Annotated in this window: 15 protein-coding genes; 4 read left to right on the plus strand and 11 right to left on the minus strand. The window is 29.1% G+C overall.

Annotation, left to right across the window (positions count from 1 at the left end):
• Positions 1-72: 72 nt before the first annotated feature.
• The 6 genes from G9F71_RS23710 to G9F71_RS23735 all read right to left on the minus strand — a co-directional run bounded on the left by G9F71_RS23710 (position 73) and on the right by G9F71_RS23735 (position 4012).
• The gene (locus tag G9F71_RS23710; protein WP_164949400.1) at positions 73-990 is read right to left on the minus strand and encodes an aldo/keto reductase family oxidoreductase; all 918 of its coding nucleotides are present in this window, start codon (positions 988-990) and stop codon (positions 73-75) included.
• A 33-nt stretch (positions 991-1023) separates the two neighbouring features.
• Positions 1024-1290 (minus strand): GNAT family N-acetyltransferase, encoded by a 267-nt coding sequence (locus G9F71_RS23715; RefSeq protein WP_224626572.1) that lies wholly within the window; start codon positions 1288-1290, stop codon positions 1024-1026.
• A 269-nt stretch (positions 1291-1559) separates the two neighbouring features.
• The gene (locus tag G9F71_RS23720) at positions 1560-1751 is read right to left on the minus strand and encodes a hypothetical protein (RefSeq protein ID WP_224626575.1); all 192 of its coding nucleotides are present in this window, start codon (positions 1749-1751) and stop codon (positions 1560-1562) included.
• 29 nt (positions 1752-1780) lie between these two features.
• Positions 1781-2818, minus strand: a complete 1038-nt coding sequence (locus G9F71_RS23725; protein ID WP_164949397.1) for a DUF1835 domain-containing protein — start codon at positions 2816-2818, stop codon at positions 1781-1783.
• Positions 2819-2831: 13 nt separating this feature from the next.
• Positions 2832-3602, minus strand: coding sequence for a GNAT family N-acetyltransferase (locus G9F71_RS23730; RefSeq protein WP_164949396.1), 771 nt, complete (start codon positions 3600-3602; stop codon positions 2832-2834).
• Between the two features lie 119 nt (positions 3603-3721).
• Positions 3722-4012, minus strand: a complete 291-nt coding sequence (locus tag G9F71_RS23735; RefSeq protein WP_164949395.1) for a hypothetical protein — start codon at positions 4010-4012, stop codon at positions 3722-3724.
• A gap of 250 nt (positions 4013-4262) precedes the next feature.
• On the opposite strand from G9F71_RS23735, the gene G9F71_RS23740 reads away from it, so the two are divergent.
• Together G9F71_RS23740 and G9F71_RS23745 are read left to right on the plus strand one after the other, a co-directional pair.
• Positions 4263-5150, plus strand: a complete 888-nt coding sequence (locus G9F71_RS23740) for a CPBP family intramembrane glutamic endopeptidase (protein WP_164949394.1) — start codon at positions 4263-4265, stop codon at positions 5148-5150.
• 232 nt (positions 5151-5382) lie between these two features.
• Entirely contained in the window at positions 5383-6282 is a 900-nt protein-coding gene (locus G9F71_RS23745) for an AraC family transcriptional regulator (protein WP_164949393.1), read from the plus strand.
• Between the two features lie 239 nt (positions 6283-6521).
• Here G9F71_RS23745 and G9F71_RS23750 read toward each other — a convergent pair whose 3' ends face one another.
• The 4 genes from G9F71_RS23750 to G9F71_RS23765 all read right to left on the minus strand — a co-directional run bounded on the left by G9F71_RS23750 (position 6522) and on the right by G9F71_RS23765 (position 11354).
• Positions 6522-7088: a DJ-1/PfpI family protein gene (locus tag G9F71_RS23750; protein ID WP_164949392.1), complete on the minus strand. Its 567-nt coding sequence runs from the start codon at positions 7086-7088 to the stop codon at positions 6522-6524.
• Between the two features lie 103 nt (positions 7089-7191).
• Positions 7192-8115 carry a helix-turn-helix transcriptional regulator gene (locus tag G9F71_RS23755; RefSeq protein ID WP_164945085.1) on the minus strand — a complete coding sequence of 308 codons (924 nt, stop codon included), beginning with the start codon at positions 8113-8115 and terminating at the stop codon, positions 7192-7194.
• A gap of 134 nt (positions 8116-8249) precedes the next feature.
• Entirely contained in the window at positions 8250-9806 is a 1557-nt protein-coding gene (locus G9F71_RS23760) for a GxxExxY protein (protein WP_164945086.1), read from the minus strand.
• A 30-nt stretch (positions 9807-9836) separates the two neighbouring features.
• A complete protein-coding gene (locus tag G9F71_RS23765) occupies positions 9837-11354 on the minus strand; it encodes a GxxExxY protein (RefSeq protein ID WP_164949391.1) in 1518 nt (505 codons plus the stop codon).
• Positions 11355-12298: 944 nt separating this feature from the next.
• Here G9F71_RS23765 and hflX point away from each other — a divergent pair.
• The gene (hflX, locus tag G9F71_RS23770) at positions 12299-14113 is read left to right on the plus strand and encodes a GTPase HflX (RefSeq protein ID WP_164949390.1); all 1815 of its coding nucleotides are present in this window, start codon (positions 12299-12301) and stop codon (positions 14111-14113) included.
• Between the two features lie 235 nt (positions 14114-14348).
• On the opposite strand, the gene G9F71_RS23775 is transcribed toward hflX, so the two are convergent.
• On the minus strand, positions 14349-15305 hold the full coding sequence (locus tag G9F71_RS23775; RefSeq protein WP_164949389.1) for a MerR family transcriptional regulator: 957 nt from the start codon (positions 15303-15305) through the stop codon (positions 14349-14351).
• 160 nt (positions 15306-15465) lie between these two features.
• Here G9F71_RS23775 and G9F71_RS23780 point away from each other — a divergent pair, with 160 nt between their 5' ends.
• The gene (locus tag G9F71_RS23780) at positions 15466-16944 is read left to right on the plus strand and encodes a transposase (RefSeq protein WP_164949388.1); all 1479 of its coding nucleotides are present in this window, start codon (positions 15466-15468) and stop codon (positions 16942-16944) included.
• Positions 16945-17155 lie beyond the last annotated feature (211 nt).

Here is a 17155-nt window from a genome sequence, read left to right on the forward strand (position 1 = left end):
TAATATCTTTTCACCAATACCCTACTGAGTAAATTCAATGTTCCACTACTACAGTTGCAAGATTGAGTTTAATTATGGAAGCTTATTACCTGCCGCCCTATAAATTTCATACCATTCCTGCCTTGTTAGTTCAACCTGTGAAGCTTTGCAAATATCCACTAACCGCTTTGCGTTTGTTGTACCCACTAATGGCTGGATTTTAGCAGGATGCCTTAGAATCCATGCAATTGCAATGGCTGAATTGGTTACACCTTTAGTAGCTGCAATTTCGTTTATTTTATTATTTAACTCAGGGAATTTATCATTATTTAAAAATACGCCTTCAAAAAAACCGTACTGGAAGGGAGACCATGCCTGTATAGTAATATCCTTCAAGCGACAGTACTCAAGAATACTTCCATCTCTATTAATAGAGGGATCAATTTGCATATTTACATTCATTCCAGAATCAATCATACCCGTATTCGTTATACTTAGCTGTAGTTGATTTATAATAATTTTGTTATTTAAGTATTTATTCAATAGTTCAATTTGCATAGGGTTCTGATTACATACTCCAAAATATTTAACTTTTCCGCTGCTATGGAGCTTTGAAAAAGCTTCTGCAACTTCTTCCGGCTCCATAAGAGTATCCGGACGGTGAAGTAACATAATATCTATATACTCCGTATTCAAACGCGTAAGGCTGCCCTCTATAGAATCTATTATATGTTGCTTAGAGAAATCAAAATATCCATCTCTTATGCCACACTTAGTCTGAATTATAATTTTTTCTCTAATGCTGGACTTCATATCAATAGCATCTGCAAAGACTTTTTCAGATTTACCACCACCATAAATGTCAGCATGATCAAAAAAATTGATTCCCTCTTCTATTGCAGTATTAATAAGTGCTGATGCTTCGCTTGTTGAAAGACTATTTATTCTCATGCATCCTAAGGCAATCTCAGATGCACTGATGTTTCCATTTGCAATGTGTATTTTTTTCATAGTTTTCACCTTCCTTATTGTTATTATTTCTGTTTATATTGTAAAGTTAAGTATAGTTTTCGCCCCTATTTTTAAGAACCCACATTTTTTATACATTTCTTTGGCAGTATCCTCGCTATCTGTTAATACATATACCGTCTCTGCACCAAAATCACTAGAACGTTTTAGCAATTCTTTCAAGACAGAGGTACCAAACCCTTTTCTTTGATATTTCTCTAAAATATCAAAATCTTCAATTTTAGCAGTTTTTTTGTTAAAAAAATTTGATTTCGCTTTTATAGAATAACATAATATTCTCATGTTATTCTTTAACTTTTTCCCATGTATATCTGTTTCCAACTAACTTAAATCCAGTTGCTTCATATAACCTATTCGGTGTTGGGAATTTCTCTGGAGTAAGCGTAAGCAACTAGCTTTATTATTCCTCGAAATATACCCATTATTACCATTTAACAATAACGGAAATTCTTCTATAGTTTCACTCTTCTCCTTTTGTGCCTGAAACAATCCACTCAATAAAGCTATATGAGTTGATAACCAATAAAGCCTATTTTTATTACAATCAGACCCTATAAAATTAATCTTCTTATTTCATGCTCATTAGTCCTATGCCTAACCGGCATAAAGTCTAAAACGTCAGTTATTTTTCCACAGTAGCCTTTTGTCACCATAAAATTTATAAATAATATTAGATGATGAATTTTAGGCGTTGTAAGATAAAGAGTTATCTTTAATCTAATTAAAAATTTGTATATTGCCAATGACTTTGTTACAATAACCAAAATATGTGTTATAACATCTTTTCACCAATTTTTAGATTTTTAACTTGTTGAATAGTTAATCCTGTTTTTTCCACAATGGTTTCCATATCTAAAACATCAATAAGTTTTTTTGCTATATTTATTTTTTCTTCCATCCTTCCTTGCTTTTTAGCTTCATTTGTGATTTCTATTTGTTTCTGCAAGCCATCTTCTCTATTTTCCCAAAATTCCATTGCTTTTAAATCATTTCTAATGTATTCAATTCCTTTTTGTGTTATTTTGATCTCCATTTCCCTCATAACCCCAAATATTCCTTTGAATTCTATCATTCCCGATTCCACAAGCTCTTTTATCCTCCAAAATATGTAGCCATCAGAAATTCGTATTTCACTAAATGCCATTACACTGCCCACAATTCTTGCTGATTTTCTAAGTTCCTTTTCTGTATACTTTAATATATCTATATCAAAATAATCATCTTTTACACTTCTTATCTTACCATCTTTAAAAATACGAAGTATTGAATTATCATTTTTTAATGAATTCCACTCATTTAGTAAAGTATCATATTCCTTTAATTCAATTTTTCTTTTTAGTTTAATAAATGACTTTAACTTTTCAGGCATAATTTCTGACATAGAGATATATGTATATAAATCATTTGAAGACTCCTCAATCATATCTGATACATTTATAAGATACATATTGGTGGTTTTATATTTTAAAAGTTCCAAAGTATACAGCATCCCACAAATCTCATTACCGCAGTGTCCATACCATAGATAAATCACATCTGAATCCTTAATTTTTGAAATACTTTTATAGAATTCTCGATAACCTTCCTTCAGATAATTAGACTCTAAGGAAGTAACCTCATCTTTTCCACTAATTCTATTCCACCAATGCATTCTTTCATCTGTGTTTATCCCATCTCTTATCATGCCTTGTGAAATATCATCATCAAAACTAATAACTCCTTTACCTTCCAATAATTTTTTATTATTAATAGCGTATCTCAAACTTCCACCTGCACTTGGTGAAAAACATATATGAATTATATTTTGCATAAATTCCTCCAGTTTATATTGTAAATTTAAGTATAGTTTTCGCCCCTATTTTTAAGAACCCACATTTTTTATACATTTCTTTGGCAGTATCTTCGCTATCTGTTAATATATATACCGTCTCTGCACCAAAATCACTAGAACGTTTTAGCAATTCTTTCAAGACAGAGGTACCAAACCCTTTTCTTTGATATTTCTCTAAAATATCAAAATCTTCAATTTTAGCAGTTTTTTTATTAAAAAATAACTCGCAGTTACCGATAGGGACTTCATTATGATAACACAGAAAAAAATCAAGATTATTTTCTGCTCTATAGGCCATTGCTTTTCTTTGGATTCTCTTAATTGCGAAATCTTCTCCCATAGCATGTGAATTTGCCTCAATATCAACTCTAATACCATCTTCCATAACATCTTCTGTTTTTGCTGATTTTATAGTGCATTCATTATTGCCACATAAAACATTAAATTTATCTGATGTAACATACATATAATCTTGTATTGTTACTTCAGGTTTAATTTCAAAGGAATTTAATAGCTGACTGTTTATATTAAAGTTATATTCAACTTGCAGGAAGCTTTTACCTTCTTTCTTACTCTGCATAATTTCTTTTACTATTAGATCATATATTTCCTGTTCAGACATACAGCACTTTACTAAAGTATAGTTATGAGCAAACATATTACAAATATGCTCATCTCTAAACCTAATAATTTTCTCATCTTCAAAGTATTTAGAAAAGCATTTTGTATATTCTATTTCCGTATCTATTAAAAATTTTAACATAATTCAATTCCTTCCATACGTATTATAAAATTTATAATTTACACACCCGATTAATAAGAATGATTTTTTATATGCATAATCAAAAATAATAAATTTAAATATATTACATTTATGAATTTCTATACTCCCCAAATGAGAATTCCTACACGCCAAAAAAATATTGGCCAAAATAATAATATAAAATTAATTGCTATTAAGAATAACCCTAATTTCGTTTTGTGTTTAATTAATCCAATTGTTGAAAGTATTCCACCAATAATTGCAAATATAGATGGTCCAAAATACAATAATAATCCTTCTAAAGCTGTAGACTGAGTCGGTATTAGTTGAATAAACTCATTTACTAATACCAAAAATGATACTACTAAAATGCCTAATGAGCATTTTGTAAATATGTTTTCTTTTTTCATAGGCTACCTCCTTAAACTATAAATACTTTTCACTTTATTCTACAATTTCAACCTAACTTTATGGAAATTATAGCATATTATTCATATTTATACATTATCATATTTCTATATTAGAGCAAACTGATTGTAAATGCACAATTCTCCTCTTTATTTACTAAAGTGTATTTTTCCAAAAAATAATTAATTTAGGTCTATTTCAAGTTATTAATTATATAATTAATACATATTTCAAAGTTAAGGAGATGAAACTATGTTTTCAAATGAAACAGGCTTATTTAAGCAAACAAAAGCAGCTAAATTTTTACCCCATATAATTCTAGCTCCTATCTTAGCTATTATTTTCATGATTGTGGGTCAGCTTATTGGCGTTGTTACGTTTTCATTATTGAGCCCTTTAGTTCATGATTCTATAGCAAAATCACTATTTTATCTTTCATTTACTTTCTTATTTATATCTTTATTAGTATTTGCCTGGGTAAAATTTATTGAGAAACGCGATATTTCTAGCCTAGGTTTCTGCAAAGAAAATTTTATAAAAAAGTATTTACTTGGTTTTGTTTTTGGACTTATAATGTTTACTGCAGTAATTGTATTACTTTCTATAACTGGTCATGTTGTAATCGATAAAAATCCAGTAATCCCTGTAGGAGTATCTGCTTTAAGTAGCATATTTATTATTTTACCGGGATGGATCATACAAAGTGGAACGGAAGAAGTGGTAACAAGAGGATGGCTTATGAATGTAATAGGCGCAAGGTACAATGTGCCTATAGGTTTATTTGTTTCTTCATCATTATTTGGTTTGCTTCATATATTCAATCAGAATGTAAGTATTATTGCTATTATGAATATTATTCTTGTAGGAATATTTTTCGGTCTTTATGTAATTAGAACCCAGAATTTGTGGGGAGCTTGCGGGTTACATTGTGCCTGGAATTGGGCTCAAGGTAATATTTTCGGATTAGAAGTAAGTGGATCAAGTATAGGTACTGGTAGCTTACTAAAATTAAATTTAACAGGATCCCAATGGTTTACAGGTGGTGCATTCGGTCCTGAAGCAGGTTTTGCAACAACTATTATTTTATTAATGGGTATAGTTATTGTGTTTGTTATGTTAAAAAAGAAAAGTAGCCTGTAAATTTGCTCAGGCTACTTACTATTTCTATTTCAGTACTGCATACATACCTAGTTTTTCTAAAGAATTAGGTACACTCAATAAAGATATTTTTTACCATTAACCAGTTTCAGTCCATAATTTCTTTTCCTATTTTCTAATTCCGATATTAACAAATTAGGATAAGAAATTATATTTATAAATGTTATTATATAATTACCGTACGGGAATTAATGATTTCAAATGAGGTGACTTGATGGAGTATATTAACTTGATTCAAAAAACTATTGATTATATTGATGATCATATCCAGGATAATATATCTGTAGATATGCTAGCTTCAATTGCAGGTTTTTCAACCTATCATTTTTATAAAATATTCAGTAGTTTTGTCCATATGTCTGTAATGGATTATGTGACAAAAAGAAAACTGCAATTCGCTTTACATGATTTAAGCACTGGAGCAAAGATAATTGATATCGCAATGGATTATGGCTATGAAACTCATGCGGGTTTTAATAAGGCCTTTAAACTTGCTTTTGGTTATCCCCCAAGTCTATACAGACTTCGTGCTCCAAAGGGGTTACCCCCAAAAATTAATTTAGTATATTTAAGAGAAAATTTAACTGGAGGGATTATTATGGAACCTAAAATAATTGAAATGCCTAGCTTTAAGGTTGTTGGGTATGAATTTAAGAATAACCTTAAAAATATATTACGTTCAAGCGATATTCCAGCATTCTGGGCCCAACGTGGTTTTGATGATAATAATTGTGAAGAGAAATTGTATAAGCAGCTAAATCCGCCAAGGCATGGAGAGTATTGCATCTGTATTAATACCAATATGGCTACTGATGACTTTTCATATCTAATGGCCGTTGGTGTTGATAGCTTTGATAAAGCCACTGATGATATGTGCAAACTAGAGATTCCTGCTGCTACCTATGCGGTATTTACATCGCCACAGGTACATGAAGATGACTTTGTAGCTTCCATAAATGGAACCTGGACCTATATACTTCAAGAATGGTTCCCAAATTCACAATATGAAATTGATGAAAGTAAATTTGACTTTGAGCACTATGATGAACATTGTCATCCCTGGGAATACGATAAAATTTCAATGAAAATTTGTATTCCAATTAAAAGCATATAAAATCTATAGGGACTATCTCAAAAAAATATTTTGAGATAGCCCCTATAGATTAATTTCAACAGTCTTCTAAAAATATTCTTAAATCTTAATCATAGAGATATTTATGTGATTTACTGGTAATGGATCAAATGTGTATTGTATTACGCCTGGTATTAATTCTCTTTTTAACATTTCCCTTAAAACTCCTTAAATTTATATAATTTTAAAATATTGTTAATGACTATGGAAAAATGCTAATTTTATTTTTTATCTTTAATATTTTTTAACCAGTTATAATCATCTTTAATTTCTTCATCATTTTTATAAATATTCATTACTTTGCCAAGTTCAATAGAGAATTCAATAAACGCTTGTCCAATTGAGGTTATACAATTCCCATCTCGAACCACATCCCTATCTACTATAATTATTTTTTCATATATGTGCTTATTGCTTTCATCTACTCTAAATCCCTCACCATCACCGTTAGCCTCTTTATTATCAAGCAATCCATAATATACCATAAGTTCAGTCCCACCACAAATACCTGCAATAAATTTATTTTTTTCATTTAATTTTAAGATAAACTCTTTTAGTTCTGTTTTCTCATAAAGTTGCACAGGGTTTCCACCAGGGATAATAAAAAGATCAATATCATCTGGATTTAATTGTTGTATTGTTTTATCTGGCAAGTATTTTTGGTTTTCTTCACTTATATACACACGATTTTCTAAAGCTACGGAAAAAATATTATTCCTAAACTTAGAAAAGGCAAAAACAACTTCAAATTCACAAAACCCATCATAATAAAGAACACATACATTCATCTCATAACCTTCTTTCTTTTATTTTATAGCTCCCTAAGTATTTTTTTAATTTCTTCAAAGTTCTATTCTTCCATTATAAAACACAATGACTGACACCTATATGTCAGTCATTGTATTTACTGTATATATTTTTTATGTATTCCACCATTTTTTTTCTTAATTTATCTGGCCCTATGACTTCACAGTCGTTACCAAATCCTAAAATAAATTTCTTCAGTCCTTCATCCTCAGGAAAGAAATCTTCAACTATATACGTTCCATTTTCCAAAAGTGTAATTTTTTCTTTTGAAAAATATTCACTTAATTGCCCACCTATTTCACTAGAAAACTTTAATGTAACTAAAATACTATTTTTTTCATAACTTTCACTAAATATTTTTTTTATTTCCTCTTTTGAAATTGGATTTTTTTTAAATACACCACCTAGCTTCATATTTCTTACTCTAACAAGTTTAAACTTTCTATAGTCTTTTCTTATTGTGCAAAATGCAATAATATACCAATGCCCATCCGTGAATTCTATCTGAATTGGTTCCACTACTCTCTTTAAATATTCCATTTTTCTATTTATATATTCAAACTCCAATATTCTATTTTCTTCAATTGCTTTATTCATAAGGAATAAATATTCTCTAAGTTCTTTCTCCATACTAAAGTGAGACATATCTATACTAAGATTATCACATTCCTTTTTTTCAGTGTTACGTAAAGTTTCAAACTTAAGTACTATATCATTAAATTGTGGGTTATTCCCAAATAAAAACTTTAGATTATCCATTACAGCAATCAAAGGCTCAATTTCTTTTCTATTAAGGAATAGGTTATTTAAAGTATAGTTTTCCATAATATAATAGCCTCCACCCTTACCACCAGTAGCTGCTATGGGGACTCCTGCTTCACTTATTTTTTCTATATCACGATATATTGTTCTTAAAGATACTTCAAAATGCTCGGCAAGCGCTCTTCCTGTTACCAAACCTTTTTGAGAAATAATTATTAAAATTGATAAAAACCTTTCTGCTCTCATAATATAAACGTTCCCTACCTTCCCCTCGAAGTTTACGTTCTTTTAAGTTTATTTACCCTACGCATGGACAATTAAAATTTTAAAACTCCCCTTCATATTTAAAAATTAAAGATAGACTTAGATAAGTCTATCTTTCAAACAAGAACTTCAAATATATTTTTATCTTCTACATAATATTCACTATTGGTATATTGTTTATTTTCATTAAAATTAAATATCAATAAATATCCCTTACTTAACCCTTCTATTTCAAGATAATTTTTCAATTGATTTAATCCATTCTTATGCGCTCTTTCACCATGCCATATTTTTGTTTCTATAACATATTTACATTTATTATATTGAATAACAATGTCCAATCTTCTTTCTTCAGAAATCTGAACCTCTTTATAATCAAATCCAACACCGTTAATTATTGGTTTTATAAAGGATAGAAACAAAAGAACTCCTTGTCTTTCTAAAAAATCTATATCTTTAGAGCTGTAATTTTCTTTCATAAACTGCTGAAATCTTAATAATACCTTTTCCATATCAAGTGTATTATCTTCCTTTATGAAATTACTTTTAAAATTGTATCTAGATATAGTCCTAGTATCTGTTTTAGATATCATATAACTATAAATAACTTCCTTAAGAATTTGATTAGATACTACAATATTATTATCTTTATCTGTTGTTAAGTATCCGAGCATATGTCCAAGTTCTATTAATGGATTATTTATATTAAATACTTGGTTTATGTTTAATATAAGTACATTATATATGCACTCGTATAAATCCTTATTATTTTCCATATTCTTTATAAGGTCATCAAAAAGCATATTTTTTTCATTTATTATTATTTTTACTGCTTTTTGAATTTCATGTATTGTCCACGGCTTTTTATCATCTATTAATATCTCTTCATCTATAACTTGACATATTCTAGATACTAAAAATGGATATCCATTTGTAAATTTAAATATTTCCTTACTTAAATCCTCTACATCTAATTTTAAAATATTTTCTTTTGAATAATCATTTAACATAGTTCCTATTTCAAATTCATTAAACGTCATATCTATATCGAAATTTACTGCTATGTTCCAAGGGGAATTATATCTTATATCTGCATTATCTCTAAACTTTAACTTAAGGTTTTTAATATCATGAACTCCAGCTAGTATTACAGATTTAAATGTTGAACTTTCATTTGCCGCTCTTGATAAGTATAATGACCTAAGCATCCCCAAGAAATCTAAAAATAATTTATTATTTGAAGCCTTATCAACCTCATCAATAATTAATATTATGTCCATAGTATCAGTAATTTTCTTGATAGAATCACCTAAATCTACAAAACTAAAAACCTGTGGTAATACTATATCAATTGATTTATTTATTGACTTTATAAAATAACTACAAAATTCTTTCTCACAATCCAATATAGAACCTAATCCTTCAAAATCTAACTTAATCACTTTATATCTACTTTTTAAAATTTTTTCAAGCTGGTTAATAGTTGTTGTTTTTCCATACTGTCTAGGTCTATTTATTACAAAGTAATTCTCTCTTTGAACTAACTTAATTATACTTTTGAGTTTATCATCTATATTAACCATATAATGCTTACCTGGTATACACAAGCCTGTTGTATTGAAAAATCTGCCTTTAAACTCACTCTCAGCAAAAAAATTAATATAATCCTTCATAGGGTTCCCCTCCTAACCTTACAATAAAGCTTAAACAACAACTTCAAATATATTTTTATCTTCTACATAATATTCACTATGGTTATATTGCTTATTTTCATTAAAATTAAATATCAATAAATATCCCTTACTTAATCCTTCTATTTCAAGATAATTTTTCAATTGATTTAATCCATTCTTATGCGCTCTTTCACCATGCCATATTTTTGTTTCTATAACATATTTACATTTATTATATTGAATAACAATGTCCAACCTTCTCTCTTCAGAAATTTGAACCTCCTTGTAATCAAATCCAACCCCGTTAATTATTGGTTTTATAAATGATAGAAACAAAAGAACTCCTTGTCTTTCTAAAAAATCTATATCTTTAGAGCTGTAATTTTCTTTCATAAACTGCTGAAATCTTAATAGTACCTTTTCCATATCAAGTGTATTATCCTTCTTTATGAAATTACCTTTAAAATTATATTTAGATATCGTCCTAGTATCTGTTTTAGATATCATATAACTATAAATAACTTCCTTAAGAATTTGATTTGCTACAGCAATATTATTATTTTTATCTTTTACTAAATATCCAAACATATGTCCTAAATCTATAATAGGGTTATTTATATTGTATGTTGTTGGTAACCCACTAACTAGTATATTGTACATATAATCATATAGCTCAGAGTTATTTTCAAGATTCTTAATCAAATCATCAAATAAGGTATTCTTGTCCTCTAACAACAATTTTACAGCTTTTTGTATATCTGGCACTCTCCATGCTCTTTTATGTTTTGATAATAAATCCTCATCTACTATTTGACATATCCTTGATACCAAAAATGGATATCCTGATGTAAATTTATATATTTCCGTACTAAGTAATTCTACATCTAGTACTAAATTATTTTCATCAGTATATGTCTTTAGCATAGTGCCTATTTCTACTTCACTAAAACTCATATCTATATTAAAATTAACTGCTATGTTCCAGGGTGAATTATATCTTATTTCAGAGTCATCTCTAACCTTTAGCTTTAAATTTTTAATATCATATACTCCTGCTAGTACAACTGATTTAAAAGTTGTTGCAAGGTCCTGCTCTCTACTTAAATATAATGATCTAAGCATTCCAAGAAAACTTATAAATAACCTATTATTAGAATTTTTATCAACCTCATCTATGATAAGTATAACTTCATTATCTTTTGTTAAGTCCATAATTATATAAGAAAGTTCTGTTAAGGTAGATGCCTTCTTAATATCTCTATTTATAAATCTAGCCATATAATTTACAAAGGTCTCACAAAATCTTTCTTCACGTGCAAAATCTTCACCTATAAGTTCAAAATCCATTCTTATTACACTATATTTAGTATTTAATCTTTTATATAGCTCATTTAATGTTGTTGTTTTTCCAAACTGTCTTGGCCTATTTATAACAAAGTAAAATTCTTCATCTACAAGTTTCTCTATCTCATCTATCTTATTTGATATATCTACCATATAATGTTTTCTAGGTATACATACCCCTGTTGTATTAAATCTTTTCGCCATAATTTCACTCCCTTCTAAGAGTTACTTTCTAATTAATTAGTTTAATTATACCACAACTATATAGTCATCTTGACTATCCTTTCCGTTGTATAACTGAAATTTTTGGTAGCTTGAATTAACTCATTACATTTAGCTATAGTAATATGTATTAATATCATTAACTGCAATCTAAATGTATAATTAATGTAGTATGTATATGTATAAAAATCCTTTTATAACAATAATTATACTAAATAAATATCAATTCAAATATTCAGTAAGCTTTCCATAAAAGCCATGTAGTAAATATTTTTATTTTTACCTAAATTTTCTTTTTATTTTAAAAAAAGTATTTACAACTGAGAAAATTTAGGTTAAAATAAATACATAAAATATATTAAAAACTTCTGAAAGGAGACTGTAAAATGTTAATTTATAAAGATAAAATTAAAGTACACTCAATAAATAAAATATACAGTCTGCTGTCAGTAAATTAGGTATATTAAGATTTAATATACTATGTTATTTGATGTGTAAAAGTTTTGACCGCAGACTTCATATCTGCGGTTTTGTTATATTTTAAGGATCCAATTTAGAAATTGGTTCTATTAAATAGAAAGTAAGCTGGATTTTTTCAGTTTTTGCATCTATTTAAATTTATATACCATTACCGCAGAGAAAATCTGCGTTTTTTTGATTTTCATCAATATTTTAGCCGCAAATCAATGCTAAACTTCTATAGTTTACATTGTTTCTGTGGCTTTTATATATTTATCCCACTTCAAAAATAGCTAGCACAAAATACCTTAGGGGGAGTTAGAAATGAGCCTAAAATAATAATATTAACCTGAGCAATAAAGTTGAATTTTTAAATAGGGGGCAAAAAAATGAGGTTAAAACTTTTATAGATAAAAACGAAATTAAGATAGTTATATTATAAATATCTTTTGATGGGAGGAAATTATATGATAACAGGAAATATTAATGGAATTAAAAAAATAATACTTGAAAGACTAGAAAACTTATATGAATTAACAATAGATAATGACAGCGTTTTTTCTTATGAATTGGTAAAAGAAATGAATGAAATTAGTAGAATAATAAAAAAAGAACTATGTGTGGTTATTAATAGGCGAGGTAAACTCACTGGCATTTCAGCTGGTAACATCAATAGTGCTGAAATACCTTCTATGGATGCTCCGGGTAAAAAGTTAAGTGGATTTCGGGTAATTCATACCCATCCTACTGGTGATAGCACACTGTCTTCAATGGATACTTCAGCTTTAGTAGACCTAAAATTAGATGCTATTGCTGCAATTGGAGTTAAAGAAAATATGGAAGATGTTAAGATAAATATAGGTTTCTGTGATGTTTACAATAATATCCTAACCCTTAGCGAGCTTGAAAGCTTAAACTTAGAAACTTCATTACAATTAAATTTTAGAGATAAAGTAGCTTATATTGATAAAATAACTAGTAACCTAATCAAATATGAAGATGATATAGAAAGAGCTATTTTAGTGGGGACTGATGGCGAAGAAATTCTTGAGGAGCTTTCCAATCTTGCTGAAGCTTGCAATGTTACTTCTGTATGCAAGGTGATTCAAAAGAAAAATAAAGTAGACTCTGCTTATTATGCAGGGCAAGGTAAAGTTCAGGAAATAGCGCATTTAAAACAGCTAAAAAATGCGAATGTAGTAATATTTGATGATGAGCTATCAGGTTCTCAGGTTAGAAATTTAGAAGGAATTATTAAATGCAAAGTAATAGATAGAACTACCTTGATCCTAGATATATTTGCAAGACGTGCTAAGAGCAAGGAAGGTATACTTCAAGTTGAGCTTGCTATTCTTAATCATAAGCTTCCTAGATTAAGAGATGCAAATGCAAACCTTGCAAGAATTAAAGGCGGTGTCGGGGTAAAAGGTGGCGTTGGCTCAAGGGGCCCTGGAGAGAAAAAGCTTGAAACTGATAGAAGACACATAGAATACAGAATAGAAGAAATAAAGAATACGCTGTCTAAAGTTATAGAGCAAAGAACTGTCAAAAAAACAAAACGAACTAAAAATAATATCAGCAAGGTAGCTATTGTGGGCTACACTAATGCAGGTAAATCAACTTTAAGAAACAAGCTCTGTGAAATTTCTTCATCCAATAATATAAATAAACAAGGCATTCTAGAAGCTGACATGCTTTTTGCAACATTAGATACTACCGTTAGAGCTATAACTTTAAGCGACAATCGAAAAATTGCTTTATCGGATACTGTTGGTTTTATTAGTAAACTTCCTCATGAGCTTGTTAACGCTTTTAAATCCACCTTAGAAGAAGTTACTTCTGCTGACTTACTTTTACATGTGGTGGATGTGGCCAATGAAGAGGCAATAAAACAAATACAATCAGTAAACATAGTTCTTAATGAACTTAATGCTAAAGATAAAAACACTATAGTTGTTTTAAACAAAGTTGATAAAGCCTCCCATAAAAATTTAAAGGGAGTACGTGATTTCTTAAAAGGTAAAAAAATAATAGAAGTCAGCGCTCTAAAAGAACTAAATTTACATGAATTGCTGCATATTATAGGCAGAGAAATTCCAATTAAATTAATAGAAAAAGAATTTATTATCCCTTATGATGAGCAAAAATTAATTTCATTACTTCATGAAAATTCCAATGTTATTAGTGAGGATTATATTGAAGGAGGAACTCATATCAAAGCTTTGGTTCACGCGGAAATCTATAAAAAATGTATGAACTTTGAGCTGCGAACTTTATCTTAGCAAAAAGGACTCCTTAAAATTAAGGAGTCCTTCAATTATAATAACATCTATTCTATAGACATTAAATCATCTCCTGCGGAGCTGTAATTAACGACTTCAGAAGGAGATTTAGACTCCCACTGAAGTTTTCTTCTTGTTGTAGTATGCGTCCCCCCACTTATAGAAGTAGGAGACTTCCTTCTGAAATGTCGTTAAAATTTCTAAAATAAACGCGTTGCTTAGAAGCATCTTATATTTATCTTTCAATAATATATCTTTCAAAAAACTCATTTACATTCATACCTGTTTCTTCTTCCATCTTTTTATTTAAGTCAACAGTTATTTTTGTCATGTTTTCCATATATTTTTTATAATCTTCATTAAGAATAATCAAATATTCACTAATTTTTTTGTGTAAGTGTCCAAAAATTTTAGAATAATCTTTGGAAAATGAACCGAATTCATTTATTTCTTCCTTTTCTTTTTCATCTTCTTTTAACAATAGGTACCCATCTACAATCCTTTTTATATACTCTTTAATGTATAGTTTATCATAATTTATTATTTTTTCAATGCCAGACAAATGTCTTCTCTTATCTTCTTCTGAAATGACTTCATTTATAAATTTATTTAAATAGATATTATCTAAAAAAAACTCTTCGCTTTCATTTATTTCATCCAATACCTCCACGAGTTTTAACCACACTCTTCTTTTTTCCTCATTATCAATAACAATATTTAAAAATGGTTCAAAGTTCATAATTAAACTTTCCCCATATATTCCCGGAAATATTCTGCGCAGAGCATTTGAAATATATTCTTTCTTTTCCCCTATGGACAATTCTAAGGTTTCGCGAAGCAGCTTTATATGTTCTCCCGCAGTATCATAATCAGTTAAATTTTTCTCGATAATGTTTAAAATAATTAATCTACTTTTTTCTAAATCGTCAATATCACTATCTATTCTAGAAAGAGCTTGTCTCATAACTTCAGGAATACTTTTGTTACCAGAAGTCACAGTTTTGATTTGCGCAATGGAAATATCCACTGCTCTAAGCGCCCCTATCAAATTAAGCTTTATAACATCTTGACAAGTGTACTCTCTATAATTATTTTCAATATTTTTTAAAGGTGTAATTAAGCCTTCACTTTCATAATATTTTATTGCCCTTTTAGTTAATCCCGTTTTTTCAGCAGCGGCTTTTATATTCATACAGCAACCCTCCCTTGTAATTCAATTTTAATAGTCGATTGTGAAATTACACAATCATTGATTAGCCTACCTTTTTAGCCGGTAGGCTTTTATATTTTCCTCCACTGTGAGAAAATAAATATAACCACACAAAATATTATCCACAGAGGAGGAGAATAGCATGTTTTGTATTAATAAACTTGAACAACTTAATATTTTTGATCAGTTAACCGAACTTAAAGACTTTAGAAAAAAACAACCGGTAGGTTTTATCAAACTACTTGCCGATAATTTTGATATACAATCCTTTATTCCAGAATCCTTCACCCAAAAATACTATGCCGATTTAGGCAGAGATAGGAAATATAATCTTTCATCAGTGTTATCTGCCCTAATAATAATGCAGATATTTCACATTCCTACTACTGTTTTGCTAAATCTTTTTCTTATATTTTCTACTGAAATAAGAGAGTTTTGTTGCTTCTATGATGGTATTCCTGATGAATCTTTTTTCAGTAGATTTAAAACGGATTTTGAAGGTGATCTTGCTGATTTATTTAATTCCATGGTTCCGCAAGTTATTGATATTTGCGATAATATCAATGAGTCTCTTCCTGATGATTCACCTGATAAAAACCGTAATTATCAACTAATATATGATACTTCTGGCTTAAAACCAAGAGTAAAAGAAAACAATCCCAAAACCCTTGTTTCCGAAATAAACAGAATTAAATCTTATGCCAGAGCTACAAATAATAAACAACTCAATCCTTATGCTGTCGCATATAAGAGCATGCCTAAATTTGCTCATGCAAACCACAGTATTAAGTTAGACTTTGTAAACGGACATTTCGGCTATTTTTACAAATTTGGCTTAGTTACTAATGGCTGGGGCATTCCTTTAAATCTTAATTTTTTTGATAAAGATTTTTATAAACCCATTGATAAAGAATTTGAAACTCCTGAAGAACAAAAATATTGTTATGATAATGCCTCTTTAAAGTCAGTAATTAAGCCATTCTTAGAATCATTAATGAATACATCTAATTTCAAATTTAAACACTTTTTAGGTGATTCAGAATTTGATAGTTATGAGAACTTTGGGTTTCTTCAGCAGTGTGGCTTTGAAAAAGTATTTATACCTTTAAACCCTCGTAATCAAAGTAACAGCAAAATAGGTGATCTCGAATATGATCTAGAAGGTGTCCCTCTATGCCCTTTAGACAAAACACCTTTTAAAGCTGAAGGTCCTTGTAAAGGTAAAAATAGAAGCTTAAGATTCAAATTCACCTGTCCAAAGTCCCGTAGGGATAAAAAAGGTAAGTGCTATCATACTTGTGAAAATCCTTGTACTGATAAAAAAAGTGGTCGTATGACTTATGTTTACCCGGATAAAGACTTTAGACTTTACCCTGGTGTTCAAAGAAACTCTAATGAATGGGACGATGAATACCATAATCGTGCATGTATTGAACGAACTCTCGCATCTTTAAAATCTAACCCATGCATTGAATCACCAAGAACTTTAAATATCGCAACTATGCGCGCTGACCTGTTCCTAACGGCTATTTCTAAACTAATAAATGTTATATTAGCTTACGCTATAAATAAACCAGAATATATTAGAAGTATAAATAATCTTCTTAAAATAGCTTCATAACTAACATATCCACATTTAAGTACCTTTCCACATGCTGCGCATACCTTTTTAACAAAAGGTTTTTTGTCGCGTCTTTTTTTGCACATTTTTACTCTAAATTCTAAAAATTATCCACAGTTTTTATTTTCGAATTTTACAAGCGACTAAATTCAATTTTAAACCTGACAGTAAGGTACATGTCAATATTTTTTATAATAGACTTTAATTTCTA

It is taken from the genome of Clostridium sp. FP2, from assembly GCF_011065955.2.
Lineage (GTDB): Bacteria > Bacillota > Clostridia > Clostridiales > Clostridiaceae > Clostridium_AD > Clostridium_AD tagluense.

Coding starts and splice junctions, on each gene's coding strand:
- G9F71_RS23710 (WP_164949400.1), bottom strand. CDS start 990: ATGAAAAAAATACACATTGCAAATGGAAACATCAGTGCATCTGAGATT.
- G9F71_RS23775 (WP_164949389.1), bottom strand. CDS start 15,305: ATGAATATAAAAGCCGCTGCTGAAAAAACGGGATTAACTAAAAGGGCA.
- G9F71_RS23735 (WP_164949395.1), bottom strand. CDS start 4,012: ATGAAAAAAGAAAACATATTTACAAAATGCTCATTAGGCATTTTAGTA.
- G9F71_RS23725 (WP_164949397.1), bottom strand. CDS start 2,818: ATGCAAAATATAATTCATATATGTTTTTCACCAAGTGCAGGTGGAAGT.
- G9F71_RS23780 (WP_164949388.1), top strand. CDS start 15,466: ATGTTTTGTATTAATAAACTTGAACAACTTAATATTTTTGATCAGTTA.
- G9F71_RS23760 (WP_164945086.1), bottom strand. CDS start 9,806: ATGAAGGATTATATTAATTTTTTTGCTGAGAGTGAGTTTAAAGGCAGA.
- G9F71_RS23745 (WP_164949393.1), top strand. CDS start 5,383: ATGGAGTATATTAACTTGATTCAAAAAACTATTGATTATATTGATGAT.
- hflX (WP_164949390.1), top strand. CDS start 12,299: ATGATAACAGGAAATATTAATGGAATTAAAAAAATAATACTTGAAAGA.
- G9F71_RS23765 (WP_164949391.1), bottom strand. CDS start 11,354: ATGGCGAAAAGATTTAATACAACAGGGGTATGTATACCTAGAAAACAT.
- G9F71_RS23755 (WP_164945085.1), bottom strand. CDS start 8,115: ATGAGAGCAGAAAGGTTTTTATCAATTTTAATAATTATTTCTCAAAAA.
- G9F71_RS23715 (WP_224626572.1), bottom strand. CDS start 1,290: ATGAGAATATTATGTTATTCTATAAAAGCGAAATCAAATTTTTTTAAC.
- G9F71_RS23750 (WP_164949392.1), bottom strand. CDS start 7,088: ATGAATGTATGTGTTCTTTATTATGATGGGTTTTGTGAATTTGAAGTT.
- G9F71_RS23730 (WP_164949396.1), bottom strand. CDS start 3,602: ATGTTAAAATTTTTAATAGATACGGAAATAGAATATACAAAATGCTTT.
- G9F71_RS23740 (WP_164949394.1), top strand. CDS start 4,263: ATGTTTTCAAATGAAACAGGCTTATTTAAGCAAACAAAAGCAGCTAAA.